The sequence below is a fragment of the Bradyrhizobium sp. JHI2711 genome, from assembly GCF_056156565.1.
On record NZ_JBPZPT010000001.1, the window covers coordinates 861752 to 877891 of the forward strand.

16 protein-coding genes are annotated in these 16140 nt (G+C 64.8%); 6 read left to right on the forward strand and 10 right to left on the reverse strand.

The window, feature by feature from the left end; translation table 11 throughout:
* The first annotated feature begins 237 nt into the window (after positions 1-237).
* From ACTEK7_RS04145 to ACTEK7_RS04155, 3 genes are all read left to right on the forward strand, one after another.
* Positions 238-1020 carry an outer membrane protein gene (locus tag ACTEK7_RS04145; RefSeq protein WP_057029089.1) on the forward strand — a complete coding sequence of 261 codons (783 nt, stop codon included), beginning with the start codon at positions 238-240 and terminating at the stop codon, positions 1018-1020.
* Positions 1021-1213: 193 nt separating this feature from the next.
* Positions 1214-1399: a hypothetical protein gene (locus ACTEK7_RS04150; protein WP_036000069.1), complete on the forward strand. Its 186-nt coding sequence runs from the start codon at positions 1214-1216 to the stop codon at positions 1397-1399.
* A gap of 21 nt (positions 1400-1420) precedes the next feature.
* Positions 1421-2191 (forward strand): SDR family NAD(P)-dependent oxidoreductase, encoded by a 771-nt coding sequence (locus ACTEK7_RS04155; protein WP_225146750.1) that lies wholly within the window; start codon positions 1421-1423, stop codon positions 2189-2191.
* A gap of 110 nt (positions 2192-2301) precedes the next feature.
* Here ACTEK7_RS04155 and ACTEK7_RS04160 read toward each other — a convergent pair whose 3' ends face one another.
* The 4 genes from ACTEK7_RS04160 to ACTEK7_RS04175 all read right to left on the reverse strand — a co-directional run bounded on the left by ACTEK7_RS04160 (position 2302) and on the right by ACTEK7_RS04175 (position 7001).
* A complete protein-coding gene (locus tag ACTEK7_RS04160; RefSeq protein ID WP_036022935.1) occupies positions 2302-3069 on the reverse strand; it encodes an outer membrane protein in 768 nt (255 codons plus the stop codon).
* Between the two features lie 178 nt (positions 3070-3247).
* Positions 3248-4465, reverse strand: a complete 1218-nt coding sequence (locus tag ACTEK7_RS04165) for an FAD-dependent oxidoreductase (protein ID WP_225136018.1) — start codon at positions 4463-4465, stop codon at positions 3248-3250.
* A gap of 211 nt (positions 4466-4676) precedes the next feature.
* Positions 4677-5108, reverse strand: a complete 432-nt coding sequence (locus ACTEK7_RS04170) for a hypothetical protein (protein ID WP_225136016.1) — start codon at positions 5106-5108, stop codon at positions 4677-4679.
* Between the two features lie 378 nt (positions 5109-5486).
* The gene (locus ACTEK7_RS04175) at positions 5487-7001 is read right to left on the reverse strand and encodes a caspase family protein (protein ID WP_225146749.1); all 1515 of its coding nucleotides are present in this window, start codon (positions 6999-7001) and stop codon (positions 5487-5489) included.
* 201 nt (positions 7002-7202) lie between these two features.
* On the opposite strand from ACTEK7_RS04175, the gene ACTEK7_RS04180 reads away from it, so the two are divergent.
* From ACTEK7_RS04180 to ACTEK7_RS04190, 3 genes are all read left to right on the forward strand, one after another.
* The gene (locus ACTEK7_RS04180; protein WP_225146748.1) at positions 7203-8168 is read left to right on the forward strand and encodes a helix-turn-helix domain-containing protein; all 966 of its coding nucleotides are present in this window, start codon (positions 7203-7205) and stop codon (positions 8166-8168) included.
* Between the two features lie 300 nt (positions 8169-8468).
* Entirely contained in the window at positions 8469-9977 is a 1509-nt protein-coding gene (locus ACTEK7_RS04185; protein ID WP_035999958.1) for a DEAD/DEAH box helicase, read from the forward strand.
* A gap of 164 nt (positions 9978-10141) precedes the next feature.
* Positions 10142-11209, forward strand: coding sequence for a GGDEF domain-containing protein (locus tag ACTEK7_RS04190; RefSeq protein WP_036033560.1), 1068 nt, complete (start codon positions 10142-10144; stop codon positions 11207-11209).
* A gap of 88 nt (positions 11210-11297) precedes the next feature.
* On the opposite strand, the gene ACTEK7_RS04195 is transcribed toward ACTEK7_RS04190, so the two are convergent.
* The 6 genes from ACTEK7_RS04195 to sufC all read right to left on the reverse strand — a co-directional run bounded on the left by ACTEK7_RS04195 (position 11298) and on the right by sufC (position 16028).
* The gene (locus ACTEK7_RS04195) at positions 11298-11720 is read right to left on the reverse strand and encodes a TfoX/Sxy family protein (RefSeq protein ID WP_057029081.1); all 423 of its coding nucleotides are present in this window, start codon (positions 11718-11720) and stop codon (positions 11298-11300) included.
* Positions 11721-11886: 166 nt separating this feature from the next.
* Positions 11887-12297, reverse strand: a complete 411-nt coding sequence (locus ACTEK7_RS04200; RefSeq protein WP_074447904.1) for a HesB/IscA family protein — start codon at positions 12295-12297, stop codon at positions 11887-11889.
* A 49-nt stretch (positions 12298-12346) separates the two neighbouring features.
* Positions 12347-12718, reverse strand: a complete 372-nt coding sequence (locus ACTEK7_RS04205; protein WP_018641712.1) for an SUF system Fe-S cluster assembly protein — start codon at positions 12716-12718, stop codon at positions 12347-12349.
* Complete coding sequence (locus tag ACTEK7_RS04210) at positions 12715-13962, reverse strand: cysteine desulfurase (RefSeq protein WP_036022923.1); 1248 nt, start codon at positions 13960-13962, stop codon at positions 12715-12717. Before ACTEK7_RS04210 ends, ACTEK7_RS04205 begins: the two co-directional genes overlap by 4 nt.
* A complete protein-coding gene (sufD, locus tag ACTEK7_RS04215) occupies positions 13959-15263 on the reverse strand; it encodes a Fe-S cluster assembly protein SufD (RefSeq protein WP_225146747.1) in 1305 nt (434 codons plus the stop codon). The genes ACTEK7_RS04210 and sufD overlap by 4 nt, the downstream gene beginning before the upstream one ends.
* A gap of 12 nt (positions 15264-15275) precedes the next feature.
* Positions 15276-16028 (reverse strand): Fe-S cluster assembly ATPase SufC, encoded by a 753-nt coding sequence (gene sufC, locus ACTEK7_RS04220; RefSeq protein WP_035999976.1) that lies wholly within the window; start codon positions 16026-16028, stop codon positions 15276-15278.
* Between the last annotated feature and the right edge of the window lie 112 nt (positions 16029-16140).

Consider the following 16140-nt stretch of genomic DNA (forward strand, 5'->3'; position numbering starts at 1 on the left):
AACCGAATTTGCTAACGAAACCTTACTCAAAATCGAGTCGCCAGAATTCGGTCAAGGCCTTGAAACATAACAATTTTTCTAGATCTGGGCGAGGCCGCCGCAAAATACCCCCACACCGGCGTTTTCCGGCGACTGTGCCTGTCCGGCAACAGCATTTCGGCAAGAACCGTCTATAGTCCGGTCATCAGATGACACGGACTTCAGTGCGCTCGCGCCGACAAGGTTTGGGGATTTAAAATGAAGAAGACATTGCTCGCTCTGACCGCGGTTGCGGCGATGACCGGCACGGCCTCGGCTGCCGACTTGGGCGCCCGTCCCTACGCGAAGGCCCCGATGCCGGCGCCCGTCGCCAACTGGACCGGCTTCTACGTCTTCGGCGGCGGCGGCGGCGGCCTCTCCAATGCTGACCAGCAGATTGTCGACACCGCCACGGGTACCCCGCTGACCATCACCCAGCGTCAGGGCGGTTCCGGTTGGTTTGGTACGGTCGGCGCTGGTTACGACTGGCAGTTCAGCGGCACCTGGGTCGCCGGTGTGTTTGGCGACGCTCAGTTCGGCAGCATCCGCTCCACCATCCAGGATCCGATCTTCGACATCACTGGTAACCAGAAGCTGGAGACCTCTTGGGCCGCGGGCGTGCGCCTCGGCTGGCTGGTCGCTCCGAACGTTCTCTCCTACGTCAACGGCGGTTACTCCGGCGCTCACTTCGGCCGCACCAACTTCACGACGCTCGGCGGTACCCCGGCCGGTGTTCACCTCAATGGCTACGATCGTCACGGCTGGTTCATCGGCGGCGGCGTCGAGAACAGCCTGAACATCTTCGGCATCACCTCGCCCGGCTGGTTCATGAAGACCGAGTACCGTTCGGCCTTCTACAATGCCAAGACTGAGGCTATCCGCACCGATATCGGCGACCTCCCGACCATCAACAGCGTCCGCGCCAACAGCTGGAACCAGACGATCTCGACCTCGCTGGTCTACCGCTTCAACTGGACCGGTCCGGTCGTCGCGAAGTACTGATCTGATCTCACGATCAAGCGTCAAAGCCCCGGCATCGCCGGGGCTTTTTCGTTTTGGGCCTAGCTAGCGTCCTTGCGGCCACGGCCCATTGTGTCCGTACCAGAGCTACGGCTAGTCTGTCGGCAAGTTTTCGTGGCTGCGGCAGTCGTTGATGCCGTGGAGGGCGACAGAAGCGGACCGATGGGAGGAAGGCATGCGCAGATTTCTGCTGGTGGCAGGCCTGTTTGCAACCGCTCTCGGGCTGCTCTGGATCGGACAGGGCACGGGCACGGTTCCGTGGCCGCGATCGAGCTTCATGGTCAACCAGCTGCACTGGGCCGGCTATGGCGCAGCCATGGCCGGGTTCGGGCTGGTGCTGATCTGGCAGAGCAACCAATAGAAGAACTCAGGGAATCCAAGCATGACATCCAGCCGGTTCGATCTCCGCGGCAAGGTCGCGATCGTCACGGGAGGCAATGGCGGCATCGGGCTCGGCATGGCGCGCGGCCTCGCCGATGCCGGCGCCGACATCGCCGTGGTCGGACGCAACGAGAGCAAGTCCGCCGCCGCCGTGGCCGATCTCAGGCAGCGCGCCGTGAAGGCGATCGCCGTCGCCACCGACGTGACTGACCAGGCGGCAGTCGCAGCCATGATCGACCGTGTCGTCAGCGAGTTCGGCCGCATCGACATCCTCGTCAACAATGCCGGCATGAGCATCCGCAAGCCGCCGCACGAGCTCGAGCTCGACGAGTGGAACAAGGTGATCGACACCAACCTCACCAGCGCCTTCGTGTGCTCGAAGCTGGCCTATCCGGCGCTGAAGGCGTCCGGCAACGGCAAGGTGATCAACATCGGCTCGATGATGTCGATCTTCGGCGCGAGCTTCGCGACCGCCTATGCGGCCAGCAAGGGCGGCATCGTGCAGTATACGCGCGCCTGCGCCAATGCCTGGGCGCCGGACAACATCCAGGTCAACGCCATCCTGCCGGGCTGGATCGACACCGATCTCACCCGCGGCGCGCGACAGCAGGTCTCGGGGCTGCACGAGCGCGTGCTGGCGCGCACGCCTGCGGGGCGCTGGGGCGACATCGACGACTTCGCCGGCATCGCCGTGTTCCTGGCGTCGCCCGCGTCGAATTTCGTCACGGGTACGGCGATCCCGGTCGACGGCGGATTCTCGGTGATGGCCTGAAGCCGGCCTGCCCGCCATCCAACAACGCAAAAAAGAAGCCCCGGACGACGCCGGGGCTTTTGAATTGAGCAGTGCTTTTCTTGATCGTTGGTCGCGTTGCGTCGACGTGCTCAGTAGCGGGCGATGGTGGGTGCGTCGAACTTGTAGCTCGCGCGCACCACGGCCCATTGGATGTCGCGCGGCTTGGCATCGAAGGTGTAGTTTCCGGAGGTGCCGCCGAGCTGATAGGTCTGGCTGGTGAAGGCCGCGTAATTGTATTCGAGGCCGACGATCCAGTTGCGGGTGACGCCGTATTCCCAGCCGGCGCCGACGGTCCAGCCGTTGGCCCAATGGGTTTGTCCGCCCGAGCCCGTCGCCACACCGACGGTGTCGGTGACCGAGAGGCGGTTGTTCGCGCCGGCATAGCCGCCCTTGATGTAGAAGAGGTTGTTCTGCACGGCGAAGCCGGCGCGCCCGACCACGGTCGCGAGCACGTTGGTACGCCAGGAGAACACGTCATCCGCGGCGCCAAACACGGTGTTCGTGAACGAGCCCTTGTTGTCGAGACCCGAAATCGTGCCTTCCACGCCGAACACGTAATTGTTGGCCTGCCAATTGTAGCCGATCTGCGCGCCGCCCATGACGCCCGCGTTGCGCTGGCGATAGCCCTCTCCCGGCAGCAGATCGCCGAACGCCGCGCCGGTGCCGTTGTTGATGAACTGCTGGTTGGTCCATGCGCCACCGATGTGGCCGCCGACATAGAAGCCGGTCCAGTTGAACAGCGGCTCGACATAGGCGGGCGCCTTCGTGTAGCGCGCACCGAGATCGGCGGCGGAGGCCGCGCCGGTCGAAACCAGAGCCGTCGTGCAGGCAAAGGCGGCAATCAACTTATTACGCATGGTACACCCCGTGTCCTTGATGGACGCACGGTCACAGACGGCTCTTACTAAAATTGAAATCAACACGGTTAACGTGGCGGTTGGGCCCGCATCGCGCCGTGAATCCGATGGCGATGTTGCAAGCGTGCAACGCATCGCGCGCGAATTCACGCCGCGTTATCCCTACCGAAGTCCTCCGCTAGGATTGCGGCGCGGCGCGCAAATGCACGTGCTCGGGCCGCACGCCGAGCGCAAGCAGGCGCGCTGGAATGCCCTGGAGCCATGGCAGCGCGGTGATGAGGCGCACGACCAGCGGCACCTTCAGCGGCCGGTCGCCGCCCTGCAAGGCGCCACTGATGATGTTGTTCTGCACGACCACCTGCATAGCTTGCGTCATCTTCACCGGGAACGCGCGACGGCGCCTGATGGCATCGAGCTCGTGCTCGGACGGGCAGCCATGCTGCAGCTTGTCCGCCAGGAGGTTCGCGGTCGCAACCGCATCCTGCACGGCGAGATTGACGCCGACGCCGCCGATTGGCGACATCGCATGGGCGGCATCGCCGATGCACAACAGGCCTGGCTGCGTCCAGCGCGTCAGACGGTTGATCGCCACGGTGAGCAGCTTGACGTCGTCGAAGCTCTTCACCTCGGCGATGCCGGAGCGGAGGATCGGCGCCATGCGCACGACGTCGTCGAGCAGCGCCGAAAGTCCCCTCGCCTTCACCGCATCGTACTGTCCCTTGGCGATGACATAGGCGCACTGCCAATATTCGCCGCGGTCGAAGGTGATCATCATCTTGCCGGGTTCGACCCGCGCGAACACGTTCTCGGTTTCGTCGGGTTTGCGGCCGGCGCGAAACCACAGCACGTCCATCGGCGCGCCGATCTCCTCGACGCTAAGGCCGGCGCGCTCGCGCACCGTCGAATGCCGGCCGTCGCAGGCGATGGTGAGATCGGCCTCGATGTCGATGATGCCCTCAGGCGTCTTCGCCCGCACGCCGGCGATCGTCTCGCCGCGGCGGATCAGATCGATCGCCTCCGTGCTCATCATCACCTCGAGCGAGGCAAAGCGCCTGCCCGCCTCGCGCAGAAAATTCAAGAAGTCCCATTGCGGCATGAAGGCGATGAAGGGGTATTTGGTGTGGAGCCGGCTGAGATCGGCAATGCGCACAGGCGTGCCGCCGAACAGGCCGTCCATCTTTTGCAGGCGCTGGTGCGGCAGCTTCAGGAAGCCGTCGATCAGGCCGAGCTCATCCATCACTTCAAGCGTCGACGGATGCACGGTATCGCCGCGGAAGTCGCGGAAGAAATCCGCATGCTTCTCCAGCACCACGACGTCGATGCCGGCGCGTCCCAGAAGGTAACCGAGCATCATGCCGGCAGGTCCCCCGCCGACGATGCAGCAGCGGACTTTCATGGTCCTGTCAGATTGTGGGTTGGGTGTCACTGCAGACGCGAACCGCGAGGTGAGTATCGATGAAGCGATGTCCGCCGATACTAGCGCGATTCAGGTCAAAGACAGTCCTAATTATGCAGCGCGCAGGTGGATCAATGCCGGTTGGGAGCAGCAGACCGGCGCCAAATGGAAGGCCCGCTTCGTGCGGGCCTTCCGTGACAATCGCGTTCGTTTATTTCTGATCCTCGTTGCTGGTCCCGGACCCCGGACTGCCGATCGGCACCCCATTCGGAGCACGCCCCGCACCCATGTTTCGCTCGGCCTGAGCTGCCGTGGGCGACTTGCCGGCGGCAGTCGGCGCTTGAACGTTGGGATTGGTCGGGCTGTTATTGGTGTTGATGTTGGCGCCTGTGGTGGTGCCCTGCGTTCCCATGCCGGAGGGAGCCGACGGCCCGGAATTGGCACTGCTAGGTGACGTCCCCATTCCGGCACCCGATGAGGCCGCAGATCCGCCGCTGGCTCCGCCGGTCCCCGTGCCTGCCGCGGCACCGGCACCCGCACCTGCGCCACCACCACCGCCTCCGCCACCACCGCCTCCTTGAGCAAGGGCGGCCGTCGAAAGCGCAGCACAAGCGATCGTGACGAGGATGGATTTACGGATCATGGATCGTCTCCCTGGTTTGGCAGACAATCCAGCCCGGCAGGAGTTGTTCCTTCCGCGGGGGAAGCGAGCTTCGCGTCTCAGGACTTTGGCGACTTGCGGTCCCACGGCCGTTTGCCATCGGCGTCGCGATCCCATGGTCGCGTGGCCGGAGCCCCCTTCTCATCCTCGGCAGCCTTCGCGCGGTCCGCCTGGACGCGTTCGCGATCGGTGAGAGGTGGGGCTGTGGGAACTGGATTCGTTTGAGCCAGAACCGGAAGCGTCGTCAGGAGCGCGACAATAAGGAATTTTGTCATTCCCGGCTCTAGCACTTTCACCTTGGCTTGTCCGATTTAAGTTCGGCCGCTGCGCAAGATCATCCCGTCACAATCGAACAGGACGTCAATTATTACTCCGGTTCGCGCTCCTGAAGCTCTTGATCTCCGACACGCTGCCGTCGCGATAGGTCAGCTCCACCGAGACTGATTTCGTGCTTGGCGCGAGCTTCATGTAGAGCGGCATGCCGGCGCTGACCGCGCTGGGGTCGCGCATGTCGCAGGGGGGCATCTTCAGCACCTGGTTGGGCACGGCGCTGTCGACGCCGATGCGCACCTCGCGGATGGCGCAGCGGTAGGAGACGAGATGGGTGTAGTAGACGAGCAGCCCGTTGAACTCGCGGAACGACAGCCAGCTCGTCGAGGTCATGTCGAGGATCTTGCGCTGGTCGCGGATCAGCGCGGCCTCGGGATCGAACCTGATCGGGAACGGGCCCTGCATGTCGCCGGACTGATCGACATAACGGACCTCGATCGTGCCAGCCTGCGCATCCGGCGGCAGCTCGATCGACGGGTTCGGCATCCGCTTGCGGGTGCGCGGATCGAGCGTGTCGATGAACCCGGTCTCGCGGAAATCGCCCGTGCCTGCAATGCGCCAGGAAATGCCGAGCGTCGGATCAGCGAAAGAGAAGGTCACGCTCCAGCCGCCATTGTGACGCGAGAAGCTCGCGATCGGCGCGTTGAGGGTCTCCTCCTTGGGCATCTGCGGCACCGACACCGGCGGTAGCGCCGCAAGCTTCGTGGGCGGCGGATCGTCCGAACGCGCGGCGGTGTCCTTGGCGAGGCCGCTGAGGAAGACATCGTCGACCATCTGGTCGAAATAGACCGGCACCTGCCTGTGCTTCACGGTGTCGGCGAGCTCGCTGACGGCACGGCGGGTACGCTGCGCCACCTGCACCAGATTCTCGCCGGGCTTGAGCAGCTCCTTGGCGAAGGTGCGCGTAAACACTGAGTTTGGATTGGCGTCGTCATTGGAGAGCCGATCGAGCGCGGTCTGGCGGGGACCCGCGGAGAACACCGAGAACACGCCCTCCGGCAACTGGGTCATCGGCGCGAGCCCGCCGGCGCCGGCAACCGCTCGGGTGCCCTTGCGCTCGAAAGGATTGTTGCGGCAGGCGTCGAACACCAGGATCGAGGTCCGCGCCTTCTTGTTCTGCAGCCGCTCGACGATGCGGTCGGCCAGGATCGAGGCGTCGCGCACCAGTTCCTCCTGCCCTTCGGTCGCCGCCGGCACGTCGGTCGGCAGCAGATAGTTCTGGCCCGCGATCTCGAAGCCGTGACCGGCATAGAAGAAGAACGCGGTGTCGCCGGGCTCGATCGCCTTGTCGAAAGCGAGCAGCGTCTCGGAGAATTGCTGACGGCTCTGGTTCTCGGCGACCATCACCGAGAAGCCGAGCTGCCTCAAGGTGTCGCCCATGGTGCGGGCGTCGTTGACCGCCTTGAGCAGCTTTGGCACGTTCTTGTAGTCGTTGTTGCCGACGACGAGCGCAACGCGCTTCTCGGCACAGGCGGGCGCTGCGAAACCGCTCAGGCCCGCCGCGAGGCCAAGGGCCGCCAGAATTCTGAAAAGCCGACGCGTCATCGCAAATTTCCCGTTGCAGAACCGGCCCTGCCGCCGATCTTCGAACGGCAGTTCATGGGACCCCCTGCCGCTGTGTGATAGTCGGCCCAGACCTGACGACGGTTCAAGGACCCCGGGGCTCCGATTGTACGATCCGACTATGGCCGATTCCGCTGGAATCTGTTTCCTTTTGGACAATTTCGCCGGAAGCGAGGGGCTGCCGTGTTGCACTGGTGTACGGACGAGGTCGACCCGAAGGATCGCTTCGACTATTGGCGCGAGGTGCGCGCCAAGGGGTTGTTCGGTGTCACCGCCGAGCTCGCGCGCGAGCGGCGCGCGGACTTCTTCGGCGAATTCTCGCTGCGTAAGCTGGGCGGCGCCGGCCTCGTCGAGCTGAAGGCCTCGCCCTACGCGGTCGAGCGCAGCACGTCGGACATCGCCTATGCCCCGGGTGAGGCGATCTGCGTCTACCAACAGCTCGGCAGCGGCGGCTGGTTCGGCGGCATGCGCGCAAGCGACTTTGCCATTGCCAATGGCAGCTTCGCCACCAGCCATACCGACCTGCCGTACCGCACCGCCCCGCTGGGCACCGGGGGCTTCCACCTGCGGATCCTCAAGATCCCCGTGAGCCACATCCCGGTGCAGGACAAGCGCATGCGCGATCTAGCGCCCCGGACCTTCAACGATCCGGCCCTGGCGCCCCTGCTCGCGGCCTGCTTTGCCGATCTCAACGAAATCGCCACGGACGATACGGCCTCTGCCGTCCAGGCGTCCTTGGTCCAGGCTTTGGCCCATCTGGCGCTGATCGAGCGCGGCGTCGTGCGGCCCGGCAGCCGGCGGGGACAGGAGGCACTGCGGACCGCCCGCCTCTCGCAGTCCCAGCGGCTGATCGCGCGCCACCTTCAGGACCCCAATCTTGCGCCGGCCATGGTGGCCGACCTGCTCGGCGTCTCCGTTCGTCACCTGCACATGCTGTTCGAGATGGCAGAGAAGAGCTTTTCCCAGACGGTGACCGACGAGCGCCTGAAACAGAGCCGCCGCCTGCTGCGCGAGGCGCCGGAACGGCTGATCGCCGACATCGCGTCGTCGTGCGGCTTCGAGAGCCTGGCGACCTATTACCGGGTGTTCAACGCCGCCTATGGCATGGCCCCAGGTGATTTCCGGGCCAAAGGCACGGACGGCCGTTAGCTGCTGTCTTGGCGGTTGCGGCCAGGCGGAGGGGGCTCGGGGGAAAACCCCAGCCGCGCCCGTGATTTGGGCAAAAACCTCAGGCTTTTTAGGCTCTTCCCGCGCCCGCTCCATTGACTTTGGCCAATTCCCGCCTATGTTCCGGGTCGACGCGGCTCAGATCGAAGAGCGATTCCTGAGCCTTGCGCTTTGTCCGCGTGAGTCAGCACCCCCAGCTTCTTCGAGAGCGCGCCGTTTCGGGGTGGAACGCGACAGCCTTATTACCCTCGATTCCGAACGGCGGTTTCGACCAGAGGCTCAATGTCCTTTTCAGATCTCGGACTGTCCGAAAAAGTCCTCGCCGCAGTGGCGGCCACCGGTTACACCACCCCCACCCCCATTCAGGAACAGGCGATCCCCCACGTCCTCGCACGCAAGGACGTGCTCGGCATCGCCCAGACCGGCACCGGCAAGACCGCGGCCTTCGTGCTGCCGATGCTCACCATCCTCGAAAAGGGCCGCGCCCGGGCGCGCATGCCGCGCACGCTGATCCTCGAGCCAACCCGCGAGCTGGCGGCCCAGGTGAAGGAAAACTTCGACCGCTACGGCGCCGGCCAGAAGCTCAACGTCGCCCTCCTGATCGGCGGCGTCTCCTTCGGCGACCAGGATGCCAAGCTGATGCGCGGCGTCGACGTGCTGATCGCCACCCCCGGCCGGCTGCTCGACCATACCGAGCGCGGCGGCCTGTTGCTCACCGGCGTTGAACTGCTCGTCATCGACGAAGCCGACCGCATGCTGGACATGGGCTTCATCCCCGACATCGAGCGCATCTGCAAGCTCGTTCCCTTCACGCGGCAGACCCTGTTCTTCACCGCGACCATGCCGCCGGAAATCCGGCGCATCACCGAAGCCTTCCTGCACAATCCGCAGAAGGTCGAGGTCTCCAAGCCCGCCACGACCGCCGTCACCGTTACGCAAGCCCAGGTGCCCGCCGGCCGCGAGGCGCACGAGAAGCGCGAATTGCTCCGCCGTTTGCTACGCGAGGCCAAGGACCTCAAGAACGCGATCATCTTCTGCAATCGCAAGCGCGAGGTCGCGATCGTTCACAAATCGCTGCAGAAGCACGGCTTCAGCGTCGGTGCCCTGCACGGCGACATGGACCAGCCGGCCCGCATGGCCGCGCTCGACCAGTTCCGCAAGGGTGAGCTGCCCCTCCTCGTCGCCTCCGACGTCGCCGCCCGCGGCCTCGACATTCCCGAGGTCAGCCACGTCTTCAATTTCGACGTTCCCCACCACGCCGACGATTACGTCCACCGCATCGGCCGCACCGGCCGCGCCGGCCGAACCGGCACCGCGATCTCGATCGTGACACCGCTCGACCAGAAGTCGATGGCCGCGATCGAGAAGCTGATCGGCCAGAGCATTCCGCGCGCCGAAGGCGACTATGACGTCCACGCCGAAGCGGGCGAACAAGGCGAGCGTCCGCGCGAGCAGCGCGGCCGCGAGCGTTCACGCGGCGGACGCGGCAAGCCGCAGCGCGGCGAGCGGCGCGGTCATGACCGCGAGCGCAGCCACGAGCCGCGCGAGGCGCGTGGCGAGGCACGGGCGGCTCCCGAGGCGAGGCCGGCACGCGAGGCACGGCCTCCGCGCGAAGCCAGGCAATCATCCGAGCCGCGCAATGGTGTGCGCCCGCAAGCGAATTCGTCGCATGTGCCCTCGATCGGCCGTCCCGAGCCGCGCCGCCAGCGCGAGATCGACAGCGAGCCGGGCGATCACTCGCATCTGCCGGCGTTTCTTCTGCGGCCGGTGCGCTCCCCCGCCGGCGCCTGAAGCGCGCTGGCGCGCCAGATTTCGGTTGAAGATCCTCGATCTACAATTTTTTGGATGCCCCGCGAACGTATATTTACGGGGCGTTCACGATCGTCCGTTAGCCTACGAACATAATTTAAGGATTGCTGCGGTCGATGGCGCGTCGGCCGCTGTGGGGATGTTCAGTGATCAAGGTACTCGACGAACACGAACGCACCCTGGCGTTCGCCGAGGTGGCGCTCGGTCAGATCCGATCGCTTCGACAGACGGCCATTCCCCGCAATTACGAGATCTGGTACGTCTACGCCACCGGCTACAACGCACCGCTCAACAAGATCATCAATGAGACGCTGGCGCGCAGCGGCAAGCTGACCGAGGCCGATCTCGAGCAGATCTACGAGACCTATCTCTCCCACATCAAGACCACCGACCGCATCGACAAGGTCGGCGCGCGCGTCGTCGGCGAGATCGACGACGTCGTGAAGGTGTTGGGCGAGGCGCTCGGCATGACCGGGGCCTACGATACCAGTCTGTCGGATGCGACCGAGAAACTGTCGTCGGCCGAGAACCGCGACCAGGTCAAGGCGATCGTCGAGGCGCTGCTGCGCTCCACCAGCGAGATGCGCGAGACCAACAAGGCGCTCGAAGACCGGCTGACGCTGTCGAAGAACGAGATCAGCAATCTCCAGCAGAGCCTGGAGGCGATCCGCGCCGAAAGCCTGACCGATCCGCTCACGGGCCTGGGAAATCGCAAATATTTCGACCGCATGATCGGCATGGCAGTGCAGAGCGCGCTCGTCTCGGGCGAGCCGCTGTCGCTGCTGCTGTTCGACATCGATCACTTCAAGTCGTTCAACGATTCCTACGGCCATCTCACCGGCGACCAGGTGCTGCGGCTCGTCGGCCTTTCGCTGAAGCAGACCATCAAGGGCCAGGACATCACGGCGCGCTACGGCGGCGAGGAATTCGCGGTCGTTCTCCCCAACACCGCGATGCGCCAGGCACTGACGGTGGCCGACCACATTCGCCGCGCCGTGATGGCGAAGGAATTGAAGAAGAAATCGACCGGCGAGATCCTCGGCCGCGTCACCATCTCCGTCGGCGTCTCCATGCTCAGGGAGGGCGACGACACCGACGCGCTGATCGAGCGTGCCGACGCCTGCCTCTACGCCGCCAAGCGCAACGGCCGCAACCGCGTGATCTGCGAAGCCGATCCGGAATTCGCGATCGAGAGCCACAGCCGGGTGGCGTGACGTTCATCCTCGCATCTGTAGGGTGGGTTAGCGCAGCGTAACCCACCTCTTGTCTATCAAGGTGTATGAAGTGGTGGGCTACGCTGCGCTAACCCACCCTACGCATCGCCTTCCCGGCAACCTTCTTCGCCACACCCTTCTTCGGCGCAACCTTCTTCTTCGCCGCCGCCTTCTTCGCCTTCGGTCGCTTCTTCACCTTGGCGCGCTGGGCGGCAGTGAGCGCCGCCCTCGCCCATTGCGCAAGCTCCTGGGAATCGTCGAACAGGCGCGCCGGCAGCTCCCAGTAGGAATTCACAACCACGGTCTTGGCGCGGGTCGAATACTGGAACGGCTTCGAGCCTTCGGCCTCGAAGTCGGGAATGGTCGTCTCGTCGGCGCGAAAGAACAGGCCGGCGCGCAGCGACAGCGCGAAATTGACGCCGTCGGCGGAGATGCCGTAGCCGGAGAACATTTTCCGGATGGTGACCGGGCCGAAATCAGCGAACAGGTCGATCAGGAATTCGCGGTCCATCGGAGGCTTCCCTGCGCAAGCAAGTGAGCCTTCATAGCATTTCCGTCATTGCGAGCGAAGCGAAGCAATCCAGACTTCCGCCGCGGAGGCAGGTTGGATTGTTTTGTCGCCAGCGCAAAATTGCTCGCAATTTTGTCGCGGGCTCCTCGCAGTGACGCTGGAAAGTCTACCCGTCGATCTTTGCCGGCCGCAACTCGACCGATTCGCCGCAACCGCAGGCGGAGACCTGGTTGGGATTGTTGAAGACGAACTGGGCCTGCATCTTGTCGGCCTTGTAGTCCATCTCGGTGCCGAGCAGGAACAGCACGGCCTTGGGATCGACCAGGATCTTGACGCCCTTGTCCTCGACGACCTCGTCGGTCGGGCGGATGTCGTGGGCGTATTCGACCGTGTAGGACTGGCCGGCGCAGCCGCCGTTCTTCACGCCGACGCGCAAGCCCACGATCTCCGAGTCCGCGCGTTGGGTCAGCTCGGTGATGCGCTGGGCAGCGGCATCCGTCAGCCGCATCACCTGCGGGCGCGGGCGCCGCGGCTTCGGAGTGGATGCTGGTGTCGAGCCTGACGAAATCTGGGTCATGTTGTCTATGTGGTCCGTTGCGGAGCGAATTCAATGCGGCCCGAGGGCGTCACCACATGTTCAGCACGAGGCGGGCCTCGTCGCTCATGCGTTCCGGCGACCACGGCGGCTCCCAGACGACCTTGACGTCGACCACGCCGACGCCGGGCACGCTCGCCACCGCGTTCTCGACCATGGTCGGCAGCTCGCCGGCGGCCGGACAGTTCGGCGTCGTCAGCGTCATCTGCACGTCCACGGAACGGTCGTCCTTGATCTCAACCTTGTAGATCAGGCCGAGCTCGTAGATGTCGGCGGGGATTTCCGGGTCGAACACGGTCTTGAGCCCGGCGATGATCTCGCGGGTCAGCCGCTCGGTCTCCTCCGGCGGCAATGCCGAATGGGTCTCCATCGGATTGGCTTTGATTTCGGCCGTGTCACTCATGCAAACAAATCCCGCGCCTTCAGCAGCGCCTGTGCCAGATGATCGACTTCTTCCCGCGTATTATACATGCCGAACGAGGCCCGGCATGTCGCCGTCACGTTGAACCGCTCTAAAAGCGGCATGACGCAATGGGTGCCGGCGCGCACCGCGATGCCCTGGCGGTCGATCACGGTGGCGACATCGTGGGCGTGCGCGCCCTTGAGCTCGAAGGAGATCACGGGGCCCTTTCCCCGCGCCGTGCCGATCAGCCGCAGCGAGTTGATCTCGCGCAGGCGCTCCTGGGCGTAGGCGGTGAGGTCGGCCTCGTAGGCGGCGATGCGCTCCTTGCCGATCGAGTTGACGTAGTCGATGGCGGCGCCAAGGCCGACGGCCTCGACGATCGCCGGCGTGCCCGCCTCGAACTTGTGCGGGGGATCGCCATAGGTGACGACGTCGCGCGAGACCTCGCGGATCATCTCGCCGCCGCCGTTGAAGGGGCGCATCGCGACGAGATGGTCGTACTTGGCCCAGAGCACGCCGATGCCGGTCGGACCATAGACCTTGTGACCGGTGAAGACGTAGAAGTCGCAGCCGATATCCTGGACGTCGACCGGCAGATGCACCGCGCCCTGGCTGCCGTCGACCAGCACCGGAATGCCGCGGGCATGGGCGATCCTGACGACGTCCTTGACCGGCACGATGGTGCCGAGCGCGTTCGACATCTGCGTGATCGCGACCAGCTTGGTCTTCGATGTCAGCAGCTTCTCGAATTCGTCGATGAGGAAATTACCCTCATCGTCGACCGGTGCCCATTTGATCACGGCACCCTGGCGTTCCCTCAGGAAATGCCAGGGCACGATGTTGGAATGGTGCTCCATGATGGAGATGACGATCTCGTCGCCTTCCCCGATATTCGGGGCGCCCCACGAAGACGCGACCAGGTTGATCGCCTCGGTCGCGTTGCGGGTGAAGATGACTTCCTCGGTGCGCGCAGCGTTGATGAACTGCGCCACCTTGGTGCGGCCGCCCTCATAGGCTTCGGTCGCGGCATTGGCGAGGTAGTGCAGGCCGCGATGCACGTTGGCGTATTCGGATGTATAGGCCTGCGTCATGCGGTCGAGCACAGCACTCGGCTTCTGCGCCGAGGCGGCGTTGTCGAGATAGACGAGCGGCTTGCCGTAGACCTGCATGGCGAGCGCCGGAAAATCCTGGCGCACGCGCGTAACGTCATAGGCGCCGTTCTTGACCGCCGGATGCGTGCTCATGACCGCCGCTCCAGCCAGCGCTCGGCGATGCCGATCACGTGCTCGCGCAAAGTATCATCGGCGATCTGCTCGATCGCCTCGCCGACAAAGGCCTGGATCAGCAGCGCCTGGGCCTGCTTCTCCGGCAGGCCACGGGCCTTCAGGTAGAACAGCAGACTGTCGTCGAGCGCGCCGGCGGTGGCGCCGTGGCCGCAGGAGACGTCGTCGGCAAAAATCTCGAGTTCGGGCTTGTTGTCGGCCTCGGCCTCGTCCGAGAGCAGCAGCGCGCGCGTCATCATCTTGCCGTCGGTCTTCTGCGCGTCGGGACGGACGATGATGCGGCCCTGGAACACCGAATGGGCGCGGTCGTCGATCACCGCACGGAAGATCTCGCGGCTGACGCAGTTCGGCACGGCATGGTCGACCACCAGCGTGGTGTCGCCGTGCTCGGTCTTCTTCAGGAGGTTGACGCCGTTGACCGAGAGCTCGCTGCCCTCGCCCGCCAGCGTAATGAAGCCCTGCAAGCGGCTGACCGCAGCGCCGCTGGTCATGTTGAAGACGTTCAGCTTGGTGTTGGCGCCGACGGTAACGAACTGCGAGGTGATGTTCACCGCATCGGCGGCATCGTCCATCAGGCGGATATGCGCGACGTCGGCGTCGTCGCCGACCGAGATGATAACGGCGTCGTTGACCTGGTAGGCCGCAGCGCCGGCGGAGACGAAGCTCTCGATGATGGTGGCGCGGGCGCCCTTCCCGATCGCCACCTGCGAGCGGGTGAAAGCCGAGGCAGATGCGGCGGTCGCAACATGGATGATCTGGATCGGCGCAGAGAGCTGCGTTCCATCCGCGATCGACAGCACCACGCCGTCGGTCGCCAGCGCCGCGTTGACCGCGATCACGGCATCGGTGGACGCGGTCTTGAGGAGACCGGCATCCTTATCCAGCGTCTCGCGCAGAGTCTTGAAGCCGACCTCGGACGCAAGCGCCTTCACGTCTGAAAGCTCAGCCGCGAACACGCCGTCGACCAGGACCAGCTTGCGGGCGCCCGCGATGGCATGCGCCTTGACCGCGTCCGCGGCGCGCTTCAGCGCGGTCGCATCGGGCACGGCCGCCAGCGGCAGCACCTCGCCGACCAGCGCGCGCAGATCGGTGTATTTCCATTCCTCGATCCGGCGGTGCGGCAGACCGAGACGCTCATAGGTCTCGAACGCCTCGCGGCGCGCCGCGATCACGTCAGGCGAACCCGGCAGGCGGCCTTCGGCGCTGGCGAAGAGATCGCTCACCGCGCGGCCGCTCCCGGTCTTTGCCACAGCAACGTTCATCTTAGAAATTCCTTACGCGGCATCCTCGAATTGGGCATAGCCGGAGGCTTCCAGCTCCAGCGCCAGCTCCTTGCCGCCGCTCTTCACGACACGCCCCCTGGACATCACGTGCACGACGTCGGGCACGATGTAGTTCAGCAGCCGCTGATAGTGGGTGATGACGACCATCGCGCGTCCCGGCGAGCGCAGTGCGTTGACGCCGTCGGCCGCGATCCGCAGCGCGTCGATGTCGAGGCCGGAATCCATCTCGTCGAGGATGCACAGGCTCGGCTCGAACAGCGCCATCTGCAGCACCTCGTTGCGCTTCTTCTCACCGCCGGAGAAGCCGACATTGACGCCGCGCTTGAGCATGTCCTGCGGGATGTTCAGCGACTTCGAGACTTCGCGGACCTTCTTCAGGAAGTCCGGCACCATCAGCTCGCTCTCGCCGCGCGCCTTGCGCTGCGCGTTCAGCGCCGTGCGCAGGAAATTCATGGTGGTGACGCCGGGGATCTCGACCGGATATTGGAACGCCAGGAACACGCCCTTGGCGGCGCGCTCGTCGGGATCCATCTCCAGCAGGTCCTCGCCCCTGAACAGGATCTGGCCGTCGGTGACCTCGTAGCCGGGCTTGCCGGCGATGACGTGCGAGAGCGTCGACTTGCCGGAGCCGTTCGGCCCCATGATCGCGTGCACCTCGCCCTCGTTCACGGTCAGCGTCAGCCCGTGGAGGATCTCACGCTCCTCGACACGAACCTTGAGGTCTTTCACTTCAAGCAAAGCCATAATGTTTTTCCATCTATCCCCTCATCCCAGGGAGCGCCGCGGGCGCGTCTCGAAGGATTGAGGCCAGCAATCTTTCCGGTATCCATCCTTCGAGGCGGCCGCTTGCGCGGCC